14 protein-coding genes and 2 tRNA genes are annotated in these 18668 nt (G+C 61.8%); 8 read left to right on the top strand and 8 right to left on the bottom strand.

All coding sequences use genetic code 11. The features are described 5' to 3' along the window. Positions 1-144 precede the first annotated feature (144 nt). From H1B37_RS15625 to H1B37_RS15615, 3 genes are all read left to right on the top strand, one after another. Positions 145-2316: a hypothetical protein gene (locus H1B37_RS15625; RefSeq protein WP_182867593.1), complete on the top strand. Its 2172-nt coding sequence runs from the start codon at positions 145-147 to the stop codon at positions 2314-2316. A 23-nt stretch (positions 2317-2339) separates the two neighbouring features. Continuing rightward, positions 2340-3407 carry a hypothetical protein gene (locus H1B37_RS15620; protein WP_182867592.1) on the top strand — a complete coding sequence of 356 codons (1068 nt, stop codon included), beginning with the start codon at positions 2340-2342 and terminating at the stop codon, positions 3405-3407. A 339-nt stretch (positions 3408-3746) separates the two neighbouring features. Beyond that, positions 3747-4712 carry an SRPBCC family protein gene (locus H1B37_RS15615; RefSeq protein ID WP_182867591.1) on the top strand — a complete coding sequence of 322 codons (966 nt, stop codon included), beginning with the start codon at positions 3747-3749 and terminating at the stop codon, positions 4710-4712. 16 nt (positions 4713-4728) lie between these two features. On the opposite strand, the gene H1B37_RS15610 is transcribed toward H1B37_RS15615, so the two are convergent. Together H1B37_RS15610 and H1B37_RS15605 are read right to left on the bottom strand one after the other, a co-directional pair. Beyond that, complete coding sequence (locus tag H1B37_RS15610) at positions 4729-4965, bottom strand: hypothetical protein (RefSeq protein ID WP_182867590.1); 237 nt, start codon at positions 4963-4965, stop codon at positions 4729-4731. A 140-nt stretch (positions 4966-5105) separates the two neighbouring features. Then, positions 5106-6089, bottom strand: coding sequence for an FAD:protein FMN transferase (locus tag H1B37_RS15605; RefSeq protein ID WP_182867589.1), 984 nt, complete (start codon positions 6087-6089; stop codon positions 5106-5108). A gap of 261 nt (positions 6090-6350) precedes the next feature. Between H1B37_RS15605 and H1B37_RS15600 the strand changes: the two genes are divergently transcribed. Together H1B37_RS15600 and H1B37_RS15595 are read left to right on the top strand one after the other, a co-directional pair. Further along, positions 6351-6439, top strand: a tRNA-Ser gene (locus H1B37_RS15600). A 113-nt stretch (positions 6440-6552) separates the two neighbouring features. Beyond that, a tRNA-Lys gene (locus H1B37_RS15595) sits at positions 6553-6625 on the top strand. A 54-nt stretch (positions 6626-6679) separates the two neighbouring features. On the opposite strand, the gene H1B37_RS15590 is transcribed toward H1B37_RS15595, so the two are convergent. Together H1B37_RS15590 and H1B37_RS15585 are read right to left on the bottom strand one after the other, a co-directional pair. After that, positions 6680-8017, bottom strand: a complete 1338-nt coding sequence (locus tag H1B37_RS15590; protein WP_182867588.1) for a beta-ketoacyl-[acyl-carrier-protein] synthase family protein — start codon at positions 8015-8017, stop codon at positions 6680-6682. A 347-nt stretch (positions 8018-8364) separates the two neighbouring features. After that, positions 8365-9531 carry a GNAT family N-acetyltransferase gene (locus tag H1B37_RS15585; RefSeq protein WP_286177797.1) on the bottom strand — a complete coding sequence of 389 codons (1167 nt, stop codon included), beginning with the start codon at positions 9529-9531 and terminating at the stop codon, positions 8365-8367. A gap of 202 nt (positions 9532-9733) precedes the next feature. On the opposite strand from H1B37_RS15585, the gene H1B37_RS15580 reads away from it, so the two are divergent. After that, a complete protein-coding gene (locus tag H1B37_RS15580; protein ID WP_286177795.1) occupies positions 9734-10582 on the top strand; it encodes a TrmH family RNA methyltransferase in 849 nt (282 codons plus the stop codon). A 137-nt stretch (positions 10583-10719) separates the two neighbouring features. On the opposite strand, the gene H1B37_RS15575 is transcribed toward H1B37_RS15580, so the two are convergent. Beyond that, positions 10720-12021 (bottom strand): outer membrane protein assembly factor BamB family protein, encoded by a 1302-nt coding sequence (locus H1B37_RS15575; protein ID WP_182867587.1) that lies wholly within the window; start codon positions 12019-12021, stop codon positions 10720-10722. A gap of 248 nt (positions 12022-12269) precedes the next feature. Here H1B37_RS15575 and H1B37_RS15570 point away from each other — a divergent pair, with 248 nt between their 5' ends. After that, entirely contained in the window at positions 12270-15161 is a 2892-nt protein-coding gene (locus H1B37_RS15570; protein WP_182867586.1) for a hypothetical protein, read from the top strand. Positions 15162-15592: 431 nt separating this feature from the next. Here H1B37_RS15570 and acpS read toward each other — a convergent pair whose 3' ends face one another. Beyond that, positions 15593-15970, bottom strand: a complete 378-nt coding sequence (acpS, locus tag H1B37_RS15565; protein WP_145389560.1) for a holo-ACP synthase — start codon at positions 15968-15970, stop codon at positions 15593-15595. A gap of 70 nt (positions 15971-16040) precedes the next feature. Further along, entirely contained in the window at positions 16041-17024 is a 984-nt protein-coding gene (gene trpS, locus H1B37_RS15560) for a tryptophan--tRNA ligase (RefSeq protein WP_182867585.1), read from the bottom strand. A 318-nt stretch (positions 17025-17342) separates the two neighbouring features. Here trpS and H1B37_RS15555 point away from each other — a divergent pair, with 318 nt between their 5' ends. Continuing rightward, positions 17343-18521, top strand: a complete 1179-nt coding sequence (locus H1B37_RS15555; RefSeq protein ID WP_182867584.1) for a TIGR03000 domain-containing protein — start codon at positions 17343-17345, stop codon at positions 18519-18521. Here the strand turns inward: H1B37_RS15555 and H1B37_RS15550 are convergent. Further along, on the bottom strand, positions 18518-18658 hold the full coding sequence (locus H1B37_RS15550) for a hypothetical protein (protein ID WP_182867583.1): 141 nt from the start codon (positions 18656-18658) through the stop codon (positions 18518-18520). The genes H1B37_RS15555 and H1B37_RS15550 overlap by 4 nt on opposite strands. Positions 18659-18668 lie beyond the last annotated feature (10 nt).

Raw genomic sequence — 18668 nt, 5'->3', positions numbered from 1 at the left:
GGAGAACACGGCGACTCTCCGTGCGGCCGCAGTGCACTCGTGTGCGCATTGGGGGGGGCGCCTACTCCTTCGGGGCGCTCGGCGCTGGGAATTGCCGACGATCGGGTTAGAATTTGGTGTCGCCAATCTTATCCCGAGCTCTCAATGACTTCCGTTTCTTGTCCCCAATGTGGCCGGCTCGCTCGTTTGCCGGCCGCTGATTTGCCCGCCGAAAGTTTGGTTCAGTGTCCGGCGTGTCGCCAGACGTTGGCTGCCGATCGCTGGTTGGAGCAACTTCCGCCGCTGGCAACCGTGTTGCGCGCCGACGGAACGGTCGTCGATGTGACAGGGCTGGGAGATGCAGCAGCCAGTCAGCCCACAGCCAGTGAGCCCGCCATTGCCGCGGCACCGGCGGTGGATGACGAAGCTGGCATTAAAGAAGGGGCGGTGGATCGGGGCGTCGGCGTTGACGCCGGTCTGGACAGCGATGCGGAATCCGACGACGAGATTGATCTGGATGCCGAAATCGAATTCGACGAATCGCCCTCGCATTCCGGGATCTCCCAAATCGGCATCGACGAGGATGCGTTTTCGGTCGGCCAGGCGCAAACGTCACCTTCGTCGGATCCGACCGAACTTCCCTGTGAGTCGCCCGAAGCCTGGGAGCCCCAGGATCCGATCTCCGATGCCGATGTCTTCGGTGATCATGACGACGAGGAGTTCAATGCGGCAGACGAGCTTGATGAGTTCGGTGACCAACCCGAACGGAGGAAGGTGCCGTTGGTCGATGACGACCGGTCGTATTACGAGCGTCATCAGTGGGGGCGTCGGCAACGCGACTCCATCCGCTTGTTGAAGATCGCTTCGCCGACACTGGTCGCATTGCCGATCATCGCTGCGATCTTGTACGTGTCGGGGTTCAGCTTCGGGCTGGATTTCTTTCGCCGATCTGACGAGGAAGTCGCCTCGGCGTCACCATCGACGGCCGATCACGGTCCGCGAACCTCCGATGAGGCTTCCGCTGCCGCGCGTCCCCCGGCCGGTCGCGTTCTGGTCGATGCCGGTTCGGCGGCGGAGGACAATCTGGCGATCGATGAGCCGGAGGTCGAACCGGAGCTTGGCGAAGCCGGCCAAGGAGACAGCGGAACGAACACGCCGGAAGAGATTGTTGCCGGTCTGTTTCAGCCCGATCGCGATGTGGAAGACGATTCGCAGCCGGAATTGCCGAGCATCGATCAAATGCTCGAGGGACTCAAGCAAACCGGGGAAACGATCGCAAAAGAGGCAAAAGAGTCGGACGCCGAATCGGAGCAGTCCTCGGCGGTGACCATCGCGATGCGGGCGAAGCGGCAGTGGGAGCAGCGAAATCGTCAACCGCCGCAAGAGGCGGCCGAGCGTGAGGCGGCGCTGCTCAACAGTGCAACGCTGTCGTTCCCCCACCAGCCGCCATCGGCGGATGCGATTTTGCAGACCAGCGCCGAATCTGCCATCGAGCCGCTGCACTCCGAGCCGCTGCACTCCGAGTCGCTGCACTCCGAGTCGGCATCGCAGTCGCATGACTCCGGTGCTCCCGAATCGGAGCTCCCCAAAATCAACGTTCCATCGCCGGAAAGATCTCCGGAAAGGTCGCCAGATCATGCGCCCGAGTCGCCGCCGGTCTCGGCCCCTGAAGTCAGCGTTCCTGAAGTAGATACGCCCGAGCCTGAAACTGCCGAGCCTGAAACTGCCGAGCCTGAAACTGCCGAGCCTGAAACTGCCGAGCCTGAAACTGCCGAGCCTGAAACTGCCGAGCCTGAGACTGCCGAGCCTGAGACTGCCGAGCTGGCTGTCGATGAACCCGACCGTCCTGAACGCGAGGCTTCGCGCGTCGACAGCCCCGACTTGATCAACGGATGTGAACGGGCAGGCGAGTTGATCGGGCGATTGCAGTCCGATCGGTCGGAAGGAACGTCGGCACGGGAAGACGTGTTGGCAAGATTGCGGGCCTATCGAGCCGTCGCCCAGGTCGGCAGCTCGGAACTCGCCGGTGAGAGTCCCTGCGTGGCGCGGCTGCTGGATTCGTTGGCCTCATCACCGGCGCTCCAGCAACTCGAACCGCTGTGCGGCGAGTGGATCGACTGGGGACGACGGCAAACGGACGGGATGTTATTGATCGGAGAGTTGAAAACGGAGAACACGGAAACGTATTTTGAACTCAGCGATGGGACGCGAATCGACGTCCGTTTGCCAAACCAACTTGACCTGCCCGTCGGATCACGATGTGCGGCGATCGGGAAAATCATTTCAACCGAAGATGTACCGCTGATCCGGCTTGTCGCAGGTGTCGTGGTACCTTAGTCCACCTCACCGCACGGCGACCGATGACCAACCCTGAGTCTCCTTCAGTTTCTGAAAACCCTGTCCCGGGGAACCCTGCCTGCGAGCACGGCGGCGCCACATCCGAGCCGGCGGACGTCGACTCCGGATCGCTGTTGGGAACGCTGACGTATGGGTTGTCGCTGCCTGAGCGTACGGCGCGGAGTGCGTCGGCGGTGGTCGGCGGTTTGGTCAACGAGACGGCCGGCTGGTTGATCCCGGCCGCCTTCCGATCCTCCAAGACCTATTCGGCGTTCGTCCAGCAGGCGCTTGACATGATGATTCATGACGTCGGCGGTGTCGAAAACCCCAATGCCGTCGCCGCGGATGCCGAGGAAGCCCAGTTGGCGCAGAAAGCGGTCGGTGGGCTGCTGGACTTGGCCGGTGCGGCGACGCTGCACCTGTCTCCGATCACCGTCTTGGCCGTTTTTAATGACGTCGCCTACGGATCGAGCCATTACCTGAAACGGTTGAGCGAAGAACTCAAACGCGAAGGAATCATCGACGAAACCTCCAGCATCGACCATGTCTCGGACTTGGTCGATGCGCTCGAAAAGACTGGCGCGCGGGCCTCCACGGCCGCCAACGCACCGCCGATGAGTGTGGATGCGATGACCGAAACGATCTCGCAAATCACTCGCGAGATTCAGAACGTGGACCCGCGGAAGTTGATTCCACAAAGCGAGATCAAGCGGATGTGGAATGAGATGGAAGACGCCGCGGGAAAAGCACATGTCGGCATCTGGGACGTCAGCACCACCATGACGATGTTCGCCATCGATCGGCTTTCGCTTTCCACCCGCGGCGCCCTGTCGACCGTTCGCGTCGCCGGAAGTTTGGTCGACGAGCACTTCTTTTCCCACTACGGCGACGCGCTGACCGCGATCAGCGAAAAGGGATTCTACGAAACACTCTCGGTGTCGTCGGAACCTTATCTGGAAGCCGCTTGGCACAACTTCGACTCCACCCGAGAAACCTGGACCGAAGAACTGATCACCGGACGGATGCCAAAAAAGGTTTGGACGCGGTTTGCCCAGTGGTTCAGGAACCGCCGCAATCGCCCCGCCTCCTGACTGCACTGCGTTACCGGTCAACCGTCGCTACCTTCGCCAGAAGGTGGTGCTGTCGTGTCGTCCACGCTCTGGCGAGCGTAGCTACTGCACCGTGCCGCCGTCCCCGCCGCTCCCCCATCATTCTGCCCCGTATCAGTCTGCCTCCCATCAGTCTGCCTCCCATCAGACTGCCTCCCATCAGTCTGTCTCCCATCAGTCTGTCTCCCATTGTTTTGCCCCCATTGTTTTGCCCCTTGCCGTTCGTCCTCCCGCCGGCCACGTCCAAATCACGCATAATCCGGCATGTTAAACTGACGACCGTCGTGACCATTCGCCCAGCGCGCCCCAAGAGTTCCCGCCATGCCCGCGTTCACCGTCTCGCGAACCATCCCGGTCCACAGCGACCCCGAAACCGTGTTCACCAAGCTGACCGATTTTGCGACCTGGAAAACATGGTCTCCATGGTTGCTGGCCGACAAAGACGCAACGGTCACGATCAACGGCGACCCGACGGCGGTCGGCGGCGGCTACAGCTGGGACGGTCCGGTGGTGGGAGCCGGCCAGATGGAGCATCGGGAACTCCACCCGCCCTCGTCGGTTCAATCGGTCGGCACGATGCACGCCGACTTGCGATTCTTCCGTCCTTGGAAATCCCAGTCCAAGGTGGAATTCGAAGTCAAGAAGAGTCGCGACGAAGACGGTCAGGAAGTGACGCGGGTGCGTTGGCACATGACCGGCAAGTTGCCGTTCTTCATGTTCTGGATGAAGTCGATGATGGTGTCGCTGATGAACATGGATTTCGACCGCGGCTTGCGGATGTTCAAGGAGATGGTCGAAACAGGCAGCGTCGCGTCAAAGACCGTCGTCAATGGAATCGATGAATTCCAGCCCTGCATGCTGTTGGGACGCTCGGCCGACACGACCTTGGCGGACATCGGGCCCGCGATGGAAGAAACGATCCGGCAGGTCCAGACCAGCCTTTCCGAGGCCGGCGTTGCGTGCGATGGCCGCTGGATGTCCGTCTATGACGACATGAACTTCAAAACCCAATCGCTCTCGTACTTCAGCGGATTGGCCGTTGCCGAAGGCACGCCGGCGCCGCCCGGTCTGGTCGCCCGATCCATTCCGCGATTTCGTGCGATGCACGTCACCCACATCGGCCGCTACGACCACCTGGGCAACGCCTGGGCGGCGGCGTATCAGAATCTGCGCGCCGGCAAGCACAAGGACAATCGATCCTTGCCCGGCGTGGAAATTTATACCAGCAGCTCCGAGAACACTCCGCCAGAGGAGCTGGTGACAGAAGTGTACGTTCCGGTGAAATGACACCCCGCCGAGTGGATCATTTGGACGGGTTCATGTCTTTGAGCGACTTGCCCAAGCGTTTCCGCGAGGCGGCGGTCGATTTGCGGCGCGGCGTGGTCGTGGTGGTCGATTCGTTGCCCAGCAACGCCGCCAGGGTCGGCTGGACTTCTTGGTCCGTTTCGGGCAGGCCGATTTGCTCGACCGCGTCGCTGACGCCCAGCACGACCGACTGACGCACTCCATCGCGAAGCCACTGAAAGAAATTCATATTCATATTGTCGAATCCGTTCTTGATCGGAAAAGGGGGGACGCTGCCGGGGCGACACGATCGCTACATCGGCATCGCGTCACTCCCGTCTTGACTCTCTTGTCTGCCTTCTAAGATTCCGGCACTTTCGACGTCCAGACTGATTTCTAGATCGACGCTTGATCAAGCGGCGGGTCGACCCACTCGAAATCCGCAAAGGGCAAGACTTCCACGCTGTCCTGGCGGTTTTTCGCGCGGACGCCGATCATCCGTGGCAGCGTTTCGTCGGCGGCCACCGCCGCACGGATCGCGTCGATGCCGCAAACAAAAAATGCGGTGCTGCACGCTTCGGCGTCGGTGGCATTGCTGGCAATCGCCGTCAATGACAGCAAGTCTCCGGCCGGGAAACCGCTGCGGGGATCGATCACGTGACCGTAGCGTCGGCCGCGGTGGTGAAAGAACTGTTTTCCCGAACCGCTGGTCGAAAGCGCCTCGTTGTGCAATCGGATGCCGGCCAATCGCAGCTTGGGCTTGGTCGGGTGCGAGATTCCCACGGCCCAGCCCTGCCGGTTGCCGGTGGCCTGACTGCCGGAGACTTGATCCCCCCGTGCGATCACACTGCTGCCGCCGCCGTGAATCAGAAAATTATTCAGCCCCCGCGCGGTCAGTGTCTCGGCCAGCTGGTCCAACGCGAACCCTTTGCCGATCGCCCCCAAGTTGATCTCCATCCCCGGCAACTCGAAGGCGACCGAGCGGTGCTCGTCATCAAGTTTCACATGGCGGTAGCCCACCTTGGCGGCGGCGGCGCGGACTTCCGCGGTCGTCGGTTTTCGCCCACGCCGCTGGGTGAACCCCCAAACGCGGACCAGGGGCCCGGCGGTGACGTCAAAGGCACCGGCCGTCGTTTCACTCCAGTCGATCGATCGTCGCAGCAGGCGATACGTGTTTTCCGAAACCGAAACCGGGTGATCGCTCGCCGCGGCGTTGACCCGCGAGATTTCGCTTTCGTCCTGGTAGACCGTCAAATCCGCCTCGATTTGGTCGAGCAATTCCAACGCCTCCAGCGCCGGTTCGACCAGATGCGCGTCGGATTTCGCCAGAATCACCGAAAATTCTGCGGCCATCGCGTTGTGAGAGATTGTCGTCAGCATCGTTGCATCTGTGTCCCGTTGATTTTTTGGGGGCGGAGTCGGTCCGCTAGAGTGGTGGGATGAAATGGCCGTCGCAACACGATCGGAATCGGAGAACCCCCGGGTGAATTCCCCGGGTGAAACACCCGAACCCCGGCTGCGGATTGAATCTCTATTATTTCCGGGCGGAGAAAGCAAAACGATGGGTTGCCAAGATTTGATCTATCCCACACAATCTCGCCTCAAGAAAGACCCACCGAGTCACCGAAGAACGGTGGGTACGGAGCGGTGGCTGAGTGGTCGAAAGCGCCGGTTTGCTAAATCGGTGAACGGGTCAAACCGTTCCGCAGGTTCAAATCCTGTCCGCTCCGCTTGAGAGTCTCGCTTCATGAGGCTCCCAAAAAAAATGTTTCGTTGGCCGTTAGATCCATTGGCGGTTGTGCGGTCAACGAGAAAGACGCGGGCTACACCCCCACGTCGCGATGAGAGTGTAGCTCAGTTGGTAGAGCATTCGACTTTTAATCGAATGGTCCTGGGTTCAAGTCCCAGCACTCTCACTAGCATTCTGCTGCAGGTTGGCGATCGAGTAGTGGACGAGGCGACGAGTCCATTCAGCCCAGCAGCACCGCCATTGCGCTGCCGTCGGTGGTGTGCGACAGGCACAGCACGAAAGGCGATTTCAGCGGCTCCGGGCTCGCTGCGAAATGAATCCCCGGGTGCGAGCCGCCGTGACGCGTGGGCGGAATCGTCTTTTTGGCCAACGCCAACGCTCCGGTCGCCAGCTCGAGCACTCCCGATGCCGCGCCGGTGTGCCCCAATGCGGCGGAAATCGCGACCACCGGGCAGCTCACGCCGGTTTCGGCCAGCGCATTCGCCTCTCCGGAATCGACTTGCCGGTCTCCGACCGCGTGGCTGACGACCAGCCCGATCTGCTGGGGAGGTAATCCGGACTGCTGCAACACCGCTTGGATCGCCAATTCGATCGCGTTGGAGGCTTGGCGCGAATGGGCCGCGTCCGGTTCCGGTTCCCGATAGCCGCTGCGAATCGCGTCGGTGGGGCTGAACCGCGAGGCCGTCGCCAGGACGGTGGCCAAAACGTCGGCGCCGCGTTTTTCGGCATGCTGTCGGGTTTCCACGACCAGCGACCCCGCGCCTTCGCCCCCGACCACACCGGGGGCTTCGGGATCGTGGGGGCGCGACAGGCCTTCGATCGGACCGCCGTCCCGCCTGGGAACCGGTAAATCGCGGTGGTACAGCATCCGCGTGGACCCGATCCGCGTCCCGGTGGCACCGACCAGCACGACGTCGGCGATGCCGCGATTCAAATACGACTCGGCCTCCAGCAGTGCCGCCGGGCCGGAGACGTCCCCCAGGACCAGCGAATTGTTGGGCCCTTGGGAATTCAGCGAAATCCCGACCTGGCAGGCCGGCATGTTGGGCAGGTACTTCAGCATCCACAGCGGCATCACTTCGCGTTGGGCAGATTGTCCGAAGCGTTCCGGGTGAAACTGCCCCGATTCATCGATGCAGCCGCGCATCGCGTCGGCCAGTTCCTCGGGCGGGTTGAAGAAGATCTCGCTGCCGAAGACCGCGCCGAGCCTTTCCGGGGGGACGGCACCGGAATCCGATGCCGGGATCGAATCGGCCAACCCCGCGTGCTCGATGGCCAATTGGGCCGAGGCGAACGCGGTTTGGATTTCGCGGCACATCACCTTGAGTGCCTTGCGCGGCTTGACGTATTGCTTGGCTTGGAAATCGATGATCGGGGCACCGATCCAAACCCCGTCGATCGCCTCGTCGGGCGCCGGCGTCGCCTCGCCGTCGGTGCGGTCGGCCAGCGACCGGACCGCGTTTCGGCCTTCCAGCAGGGCGTCGAAGTAATCCTGTTGCCCGATGCCGATGGCACTGACGATTCCAACCCCGGTGATCACGACGGTTTCGCGTGGCATAGCAGTCGACGGGTGTGGCATCGAAGGAGAAGTGGGTGGAAGGGATCGATCGAGCCGCGAGTATGATTTGTCGTCGACTCGATGGCTAGACGTGGGGCTGGATCATTGGCCCCCGCGCAGAGAGGTCGTGCGGTTTTTTACCTCCTCTCTGCTCTGCCGTTTGCGCCTTCACCCTCCCATTGGGAGGGTCGCGGAGGAGTGAGCGCTTGGAGCGGGGAGGGTTGCTTGTGGCTCGGATGCACTCGCACACCGCCGATCGACCCTCCCCTCGCTGCGCTCGACCCTCCCTGCCAGGGAGGGTGATATCCAAAAACCGCACGACCTCCAGCGGGGCAGGCCGCAGCGGGTCAGAGTTTGCGGTCGTAGATTCGTTGTGTCTTCGTCTTTTTCGCCCCGCCGCGTTCGATCGTCCCTCGCGAGAGCCGGTTGCTTTCCAGCACCCAGGAAAACTCGCCGGTGCGGATCCCAAACTCGAGCGCATCGGGCAGGATCCGGGCCAGCGTCACCAGCCCCAGCCCCCAGCTTTGGTACTTGGGCAGGACGTTCGTGCTGACCAGCCTCAGACGGTCGATCTTGCGTTTTCCCAGCCACAGTTTCAGCCATCCGAAGGGCAGCAAGTGGCCGTTCATTTTGATCAGCAATTGGTTGAAGTCCAGCAATCCGAATCCCGCCCCGACCGGCTCGCCGTCGATCTCCGCGATGCTGGTCAACTCGGGAACGATCAACAATTTCAACTGTTTGGACTGATGCACCAACTCCTCATGGCTCATCGGGACATAGCCCCAGGTCCGCTGCAGTGATTCGTTGTAGATCCGTAAAAAAGCTTGGACGTCTTCGTCAAAACGAGAGCGATCGATGGGGCGACAGGTGACGTTGAATCGCCGTGTGGATTCATCGATCACGAATTTCAACTTGGGGTCGACCGTGGCCAATTGGTCGATCGTGGCGTCGTAGCAAAAAACGTCCTGGCACTTTTCAAACCCGCACGCCTCGATCAAGTCGCCGTAGTAGGCGTGGTTGTAGGGGATCAAAAACGTGGGCGGCGTGTCGAAGCCATCGACCAGCAGTCCGACTTCGTAATTCAGGCTCGGATTGACCGGGCCGCGGACGTCGGTCATCCCTTGGTCGCGCAACCAGTCGGCCGCCGCGTCGAACAAACAGCGACTGACTTCGGCGTCGTTGATGCATTCGAAGAATCCGAAGAAGCCCCGTTTTTCGTCGTAGTGCCGGTTGTGGGCGTGGTTGATGATCGCGACGACCCGTCCGACGACACGGCCGTTTTTTCGGGCCAGGAACGCACGGCTGTCCGCATCGTTGTAAAACGGGTGCGATCCGAATCCGCACAACTGCTTTCGTTCACTCCACAGCGGCGTGACCCAGTTGGGGTCGCCCTTGTAGAGCTCGCGTTCAAGGTTCAGAAACGCTCGGCGGTCCGACCAGCCCTGCACCGGCGTGCACTGGATCGCGGCCGAAGTCGACGCGGTTGATGTGGTCGTTGTTGAATCGTTCATCATCCATCCGGTTGCTCGTATCCGATCTTGGCCCCGGCGCTCGTTCAGCCGGCGGCTTGCCCTGTCGTCGCGGGGAATCCGTGATAGTATCTTCGCGGTGCACCTTGGCACACCCGGATGCCCGCGTCAATTCGCTCGATTCAGGCTGTTTCGACCGATTCCAGCCGTCTTCTTCGTTCGCCCTCTGCTTTCCTGACCCCGACCCTTGCTGACCAGCCTTCATAATCCGACCGTCAAGCGTCTGGTCAAAATGCGCGACAACCGCGCCCGTCGCAAATCCGGCCGCATCCTGGTCGACGGTTGGCGTGAGACGCAGCAGGCGATCCAGGCGGGGCTGGATCCGTTGGGGATCTATGTTGCCGGCGACCGCGGCGCCGCGGCGGACGCTGGGCAATCGGCCAGCCCGCAAACAGCCAGCCCGCAATCGGGCGCCGAACGATTCGTCATCGATGCCGCGGGCGGGGCCTTGGTCGGCGTCAGCACCGCGGTGATGCAAAAAATCGCCTACGGCCAATCCGAGCGTGGCGTGGTTGCCGAATTTGCGGCGCCCCGCTGGGGCCTGGCCGAATTGCGACTGCCCGACTCCGGGTTGATCCTGGTGCTCGACCAGATTGAAAAACCGGGCAACATCGGGGCCGCGTTTCGCTGTGCCGATGCGGCCGGTGCGGACGCGGTCATCCTGTGCCCGGCCGCCGCGGACCGCTTCAATCCCAACGCGATTCGCAACAGTTTGGGCGCGGTGTTTTCGGTACCCTCGGCGACGGCCGATGAAGCGGACGCCAGGTCATGGTTGTCTGCTCGCGGCTACCGCTTGTGTGCCGCCCGGGTCGAATCCTCACGGCCGTTGTGGCAAGCGGATTTGACCGGGCCTGTGGCGATCGTCATCGGCAGCGAAGCGTACGGGTTGGGGGATCGCTGGCAGAGCGACCCGCAGTCGGCCGTCGATGCGATTCGCATCCCGATGGCGGGAACCGTCGACAGCCTGAACGCTTCGGTTTCCGCCGCCGTGTTTCTCTACGAAGCCGCGCGTCAACGCGAGGCCACCGCGGGGTAGACTTTTGTTTGTACGATGATGGTCCTTCCGGGCTGTCGCTCATGGGACACTGCGCGTCTCGAAAGGACGTCGTACTCCGACCGCGACAGGCTGGAAGCCTATCCCACCAAAACCTGCCCACGGACCTCCGCCGGTGATCACTCGCCGATCCGGTACAGCGCGTGACGGGTGCGTTGTAGCAGGCCGCCTTCGACCGGCACGGGGCTGGCAACGGTGTAGGGCTCGTTGTCGGCCACCCGGTTGGTCTGGACGACGTCGGGGGTGTCGGAATCCAGCGGTCCGATCACGTAGGTCGTGGCGTCTTCGCCGGTGACGTACAAGTGATTTCCGGCGACCAGCGGCGAACTGCTGAATCCGATGCGGGATTTGGGCAGTTGCACGGTCCACAGGGTTTTTCCGGTTTCCAGCTCGACCGCCGACACCTTGCCCTTGGACGCCTTGCCGTCGCCGGCAAAGTAGACACGGTCGCCGTCGATTGCCGGCGTCGGCACGTCGCTGCCGAGGTCGTCGCGGTGCCAGACGATGCTGTCGCGTCCCTTGCCGTCAATCACGTCGTTGATTCGGCAGGTCGTCACGGTCGCGCCGCGTGAATAGGGGCAAACGACCAGATCCCCTTGGACCGCGGGGGATGCGATCGATCGAAAGAATTTCTCCTGGTCGGGGTTGAATCCACCGACGCGTCCGAGTTCGCGACCGTCGCTGGCCGAGTGAATCGTCAAGTGGTCGGCGCCCATCACCGCGATCAGATTGCGGTCTTCCAAGGCGATCGGCGTGGCGTAACTTTGCGCCGCCTCCTCGGGAGCGCCGAGCTGGCGATCCACCTTCCAGACCAAGTCGCCGGTCGACCGGTCGTAGGCGACCAGATAGCTGGGGCCGGTTTGCATGACCGCGACGACGACCAGGTTGTTGATCAACGTGGGGCTGGAACCAAGGTCCCACCACAGGGTGTCCTCGCCGAATTTCTCTTGCAAATTGACCTGCCAGCGGACGTTTCCTTCCATGTCGACACTGGCCAAATCGCCGCTGCGAAAATACGCGTACACGGCATCGCCATCGGTGACCGCCGAGGGATTGCTGCCGCCGCCCTTGCGGTGCTTGTTGCCGCGATCTTTGCCCAGGGCCGTGCTCCAGAGCGTCTGGCCACTTTGGACATCGATCGCAAACAGGGTGTTTTGTCCGTCGGTCCCCGCCGTCAAAAAGGCCTTGGAATCGGCGATGACCGGGGTGCTGCCGCCCAGCCCCGACAATTCCGCCTTCCAGGCGATCCCGGATTTCTCACCCCACTTGGTCGGATACGATTCTCCCGCGGCGACTCCGTTTTGCATGCCGCCACGCCATTGCGGCCACGAAACGGGATCGTCGGCCGTCGCGATGGAAGGGGCGGCCAGCGACGCGGTCGCGGTGGCAAAAAAAACAAACGCGATTCGAAACGACCGCATGGTGGGATTCCTCTAGCAGCGATAGAAAGCGGAAACGGGGTGGGAATGATCTCCTGAGAGAATGATCTCCTGAGAGATTGGGGGGCCATCTGTTATGATGGATGCCGTCAAATCATACCAGAGCAACCGCGCCCCCGCGGTGGATGAAAACGCCGTGCATTGGCCGCGGCAAATTTGAAGCGGAGCAGTCAGGCAAAACGTGCCGCAGCATGCGGCTCATTCACTTCCAACTGAGAACAATGGTTGACATGGAACACCAGCGTTTGCGGAATTCGAATCGGAGTTTCCGGCCGGGACGCGTCGCCACCGGCACGCTGGCCCTGTTGGCCGCCGTTCTCTCCGTGACCGTCCCGCCGCTCGCGACTGTCCGGGGGCAAACGCCGCTGGCGAAAACGCCGCCCGGTCCTCCCACCGTCGCCGACAACGTGCAACCAGGGGCGTCCGATCCGATCCCCAATCTCGATCAGCCGGAAAACCTGGCGCGGGATCGTTACGTCGATCGCCAACGGGCGACGCTGGAGATGTGGCGGTTGCGAACGCAATCGCGTCAGGCCGTTCAGGATGCGGCCCGCGACGCCGACCCCGAAGTCGCCGAGCGAGCCGCCTGGATCCTGAAACAGTGGCGCAGCGCGTCCTTGCCCGGTGTCGCCAAGGGGCCGGCGGAACTTCTGCTCGACCGCGGCAGCCCGTCGGCGCTGGCCTCGGTGCTCGAACAAGGCGCGTTTGATGCCGTGTTGGTCGCGGTCGAAGAATCGGCGGGAACGATCGAGTTTGATCAGATCAAACAACGTGTTGTCACGCTACTTTCGCAACGCTACCCGTATTACTGTGACAAGGCATATGCCCAGGGAACCGAAGCGGACTTGCTGAGGTTGCTCGACGCGGTCGCCATCGACCGCAACGTTGCGGCCGCCTGTCGAGACTTGAAACGCTACCTGGGCATCGCCCCCGACGAGTCGTCTGGCGGTGCCGATCCACTGCCCTCGGCGGCGTCGCTTTGGAGCCCTGCTGAGCGAGAGATTTGTTTGGCGTTGTTTGCGATGTTGCGTGGCGACGTTGAAGCATCGATTGATCACGCGCGTCAAACCGGCGATCCGGTGTTGTTGCGAATCGCACGGATGCTGGGTGATCGCTGGCAAGAGATCGCCGACCGGGCGTTTGAGTTGGCGGACACCGCGGCGACGCACGAAGAACGCGTCGAAGCGAATGCCTGGGGCTTGGCCGCAACGTCACACACCGGTGATCAAGCCCGCTTTGATTTGGCCAAGTCGCGGCTAACGGCGCCCGAGCCCGGCGAGTCGGAGATGGTCTGGAACATCCGCTGGCGGGCGTTGGCGATGCACGGCAGCGTCGATCAGGCCATCGACGTGATGGCCGCCGTCGACCGCGCGGCCGCGGCGAAGGTGGCCTGTGCCGCCTCCCGCTATCGACGCGCCGAACAGCTCTGCGGGTTTCCACTCGATCGGATCGACAGCGACCTGGACGACTGGATCAGTGACGCGTACACCGATCAGGCGAATTTGCCGACCGGATCGATCGCCCCGTCGATGGAACGTCTGTACGCCCTGGCAAGGCTGCTGGTCAACACCGGCGACACGCGACACGCCTGGCAGATTTATCGCCGTCTGACGCCACGCCAAGTCATCGTGTCTCCCTACGGCGCGTCACTTCGTGAGCAAACGCTTGTCGAATTGGATTTGATCAATCGCTTTGATTGGATGATGGACGTTGCCGCCGCGCCGGGTGAAAACGCGGTGACCCAGCGAACCCAAGCGATCGTCGCGCGGGCGCTGAACACCGAATTCGATGCGTTCCGCAAGGTGCTCGATCGGATCAAATTGGTCCGCCCGGCTGCCGATTTCCGCGATCGATTTCGCATCACCTTTCAATTGTTCCGCGGCAAGCCACCCGAGCCGTTCGACGATCCCGAGGACTATCAAGCCCTGTTGGATTCGTTGCTGCATGATGAACAAATCAAACGCAGCGGTGGCCGGACCTATCAAGTCGAACAGGTCTCACTGGACTTGGACATCATCGACATGCTGGTCCGCCAGGGGCAAGTCGATCTCGCCGAGCAAGGGTTGGAAGTGTTGACGCGCGCCGACGAGCTGGACGCGTTGATCACGGCGGCGGAAACGAAAACGCAGCAGGGGGACCACCGCGCGGCGACGCGGCTTTGGCAACGCGTCGCCGATCGATCGGCACAGTACACCGCGGCCAACGCGCTGATCACCGTCGATCATGGTTTGTCGTATGCAAAGTCCGTCGTCGGCAGCTGGATCCTGGCCAAACGCGCCGGGCATCGCCAGATCGCCGACCAGCTCGAAAGCCGATTGCGTTTGATGCTGACCAGTCCGTCGATGGGCTTTCGCAAAGAACTGGCAGATCATTTGCGCGAGGTGGGCCAGCACGAACTGGCCGCCGAAGTCTTGCGCGATCTGATCGTGCTGGCCAGTTTCGGCGGCGAGGATTCGCCGGACTTCTTTCGCGTCGCGGTCACCTACGTTGGCGTGATCGATGACTTGAAAGAAACCAACCCCGATGCCCTGGATGCGTTGCAGATTTCAGCCGACGACGCGGTCAAATGGAGTGATCTGGCCGTGCTGGGCATCTTAAAGACGACGATGTACCACGACACCGCGTTTATCAGCGTCCCGCTCAGTGTTCGAAAGACGTTCCTGCAACAGGCCATCGAGACCGGCGACGAGTCGCTGGCCCGCCAGGCGATCGCGGAAATCGAATCCTTCGATCCGTTGAACATCGATTACGGCGAGCGGATGTTGCCCGAACTTCGAAAAGCCGGTTTGCAACCGCTGGCCGATTCGGCCTTCGATCGACTGGTCGATCGGGGGCTCGAGCACGTCAACCGTTTCCCAGGCGATGCCACGGCGCTGAACAACCTGGCCTGGACCGCGGCGATGAACCAGCGAAGACTCGACGAAGCCCTCGGGCTGTCCGAGCGGGCCGTCATGCTGGAGCCCGACAGCGTGATCTTTCGCGACACGTTGGCCGAGGTCTTGCACCTGCTGGGCCGAACCGACCAGGCGTTGGCGATCGAATCAGCCTGCCTGTTGGACGAGCCCGACCAGTGGCATCTGCATCAACAGATCGAAAAGTATCAACAACTGTTACGGCAGTGACGCCCGACTTCCACCGCAGAGCGGTGACACAACACAGCCCGGGGTCGCGAAGCGCACCCCGGGGCCTGGAAACAGTGAGAATCGGAACCCCATCGGGGTTCAACAAACAACGCATTGTGAACGGACCGCGAAACGCTCGCGCGACTTGGGCGGCGCGTGTTGTTCAACCCCGCTGGGGTTGCCGGGCTTGGTACGTCGGATCTTGGGGTGCGCTATCGCGACCCCAAGCTTTGTTGTGACACGCCGCTGGCGTGCTACCGTAGCACGATTTGTGGTGTCATTGATTCGCGCAACGCCTCCCGACGTGAAATGCACCAGCAATAGATTTCACGTCCCGAGCCTGGAAACCAAGCATCCGACACACATGCCGGCGGTGCCTGGTTGAGTTCGATTCAATTCCGCATGGCGTGACGCGGTCCTGTGATCCTACATCACGATTCGGCGATGACGTGGGCGACGGCGTGGGTGCGGCAGGCGGAAACGCTCAGGTGCAACAGCGCGATGTCGTTTTCGCTGGCGCACTGCAACGCGTTTCCGCTCAACACGATCTCGTGCCCGGCACCGGGACGCACGACGACTTCGATCTCGTTCCAGCGGACACCGCGACGACGGCAATGCAGCGCCTTCATGACCGCCTCCTTGGCTGCCCAGCGTGTGGCGAAGTGCCCGGGTGCGTCGGCGGTTTGGACACAGTATTCAATCTCGTCGGCGGTATAGACGCGTTCGAGAAACTGTTCCCCGTGCGTTTCAATCATCTTTGCGATCCGAACCGTTTCAACGATTTCGGTGCCCGTGGCGACGATCGACATGGTGATGGTTATCCAGGCGACAAAAGGACGTCCCGACGAAACTCCCGATGGGAGTGGACGTCTCTTTAGTTTACTTCAGCCCGGACGCCCGCTGGGCGCGCAACAAGACCTCCGCGGCCACCGATCGAGCCCGTTGGGCGCCGGCTTGTAACACCTCGTGGACGTAATCCAGATTCTTTTCCAAATCCGCCCGCCGCGCCCGTGCGTCGGCAAAATAAGCTTCGCTCGCCTCGGCAATCGCCTTTTTAACCTCGCCGTAGCCGAATCCGCCGCGACGATACATCGCCGCCATCTCGTCGCGTTGCCCCTGGTCGGCGAACAAGCTGTACAGTTCAAACAGGTGGTCGCCGACCGGTTCCTTGGGCTCTTCCATCGGACGGCTGTCGGTCGTGATCCGCATGATCTGCTTGCGAATCGGTTTGACCGCACCGAACAACGGCAACGTGTTGTCGTAGCTCTTGCTCATCTTTTCGCCGTCGGTTCCCGGCACCTTGGCGCTGTCGTCCAACACGTTGGCCTTGGGCATCACGAACGTCTCGCCGTAATGGTGATTGAAGCGGCCGGCGATGTCGCGGCAGACCTCAATGTGCTGCACCTGGTCGGCACCAACCGGCACCAGCTGGCTGTCAAAGGCCAAAATGTCTGCCGCTTGCAGCACCGGGTAAGTGAATAGACCCGCATCGGCCGGGATCCCCTTGTCGACCTTCTCCTTGTAGGCCACACAGCGTTGCAGCAATCCCATCGGAGTGCCGCTCAACAGGATCCAGCACAATTGGCTGACTTCGGGGACATGGGACTGGACGAACAGCGTCGCTTTTTTCGGATCCAATCCCAATGCCAACAGATCCAAGGCGATGTCGATCACGTTTTGCCGCAGTTGGGCCGCATCGCGGACCGACGTCAAGGCGTGCAAATCGGCGATGAAATAGAACCCGTCGTTCTCTTCCTGCAACGCGATGTATTGGCGAATGGCGCCGAAATAGTTGCCCCAGTGAGGACGCCCGGTGGGCTGAATGCCCGAAAGCACGCGTTTCGTGGTTGCAACGTCGGTCATCGAAAAAATCCGCCAGAAAGATACGGGGTGTTGTCAAAGCACGGGGGCACTGCGCCGGCAGGATTGTGTTCGATTGCGTGAATCCTTTGAAGAAGGGCCTGTAATTTTTCGGAATCCGCCCCGCCATGTGAACGCGTGTTCCGTCAACCTCCGGCGTGCAGACCGCCGGACCCCAGGTGTGCGGCTTCGTCAAAAACCCCGCAGACGTCAAATTTTGCCTTAGCTGCTTGATTGCCCCATTTGTACCGCTATTTTATGACGTGTCGTCCGGAGTGTCCGGCGTACTCATATCAGCGGGATCGGAGGGTATTTACAACTATGACGCGTTTTCGATTTTCGGTCTGTTTGGCAGTGTTGATCGCTGCGGCGGGCTTTTCTGAACTTGCCGCGGCGGGCGGATCTTCCGGAGGATCTTCGGGAGGTTACGCCAGTTCCGGTGGCAGCAGCGGCGGGCAGGTGGCCCTGTACGGTGCTGCTTCGTCCGGAGGCAGCTACGGTTCGTCCGGCGGCTATGCCAGCAGCGGCGGATCGTCCGGCGGTTACGTCGGACCGCTGCGACGATTGGCAGCCAGGATCCACGCCAAACATGAGGCGCGACGTGCCGCCGCCAGCAGCTACGGCTCCTCCGGTGGCAGCAGCGGTGGATCGTCCGGCGGCAGCAGCGGTGGATCGTCCGGTGGCAGCAGCGGTGGATCCTCGGGCGGCAGCAGCGGTGGCGTCGCCTATGCATCTCCCGCCGTCGGCTACTCTGTCCCACTGACCCGTTTTCGTTCCAGCTCGGTCGCCCGGGCCGGTTACGAATCGTCATCGATCGAATCGTCGTATCGGCAATACACCCCGCTGAATCGCTCGGTTGCCGGCAACAAGTCCGACAGCAACGAGAACGCGGCGGCTGCCGAAAGCGATCAGTACGAATCCGCCAAACCGGCGCTGGATGATGACGCAGCCTTGTTGACCGTCGCCGTGCCCAACGATGCGGCCAGCGTCTTGGTCAACGGGCACAAGACGACCAGTGATGGCATGGTGCGACAATTCATGTCGCGTGGTCTGAAAGAAGGCTACCTCTACACCTACGTCGTCCAGGTCACCTATGACCACGATGGCGAAACGAAAACGGAAAGCCGCGAAGTGAAGCTTCGCCCCGGTGACAACGAACGCGTCGTGTTTGAGCCCCCGGCCGGTGAACAACCCGCCGCGGAGGATTTGAGCGCAGCCGCCGCTCCGGTCGAACCAACCATGGTCACCGTCGTCAAGTTGCACGTGCCCTCGGGCGCCCAAGTCAACTTGGCCGGCAACGATACCAACGGCAAAGGCATGGTCCGCACGTTCCGCACGACTCAGCTGAAATCGGGTGAGCGTTGGGACAACTACACCGTGCGTGTCACCGCCAAGGTCAACGGCCAATTGCTGGCCCGCGAGCGAACCATCGACGTCGTCGCCGGCAGCACGAACGAGCTGACGTTTGATTTCGACAGCACCACGGTGGCCAGCCGCTAGACGGCTTCGGTGAAAACCGACCCCACGTTTTTCACGACGCCTGATCGGATCGCTCCGGTCAGGCGTTTTTTATTTGGATCGGTCAGGCGTTTTTTGTTTGGATCGGTCAGGCGTTTTTTGTTTGGATTACGCGCCACGGTACCGCCA

This window comes from Stieleria mannarensis (assembly GCF_014154935.1).
Taxonomy (GTDB): Bacteria; Planctomycetota; Planctomycetia; order Pirellulales; family Pirellulaceae; genus Stieleria; species Stieleria mannarensis.
Note: the sequence above shows the minus strand (reverse complement) of the source record. Positions and strands in the feature narration are given on the sequence as shown.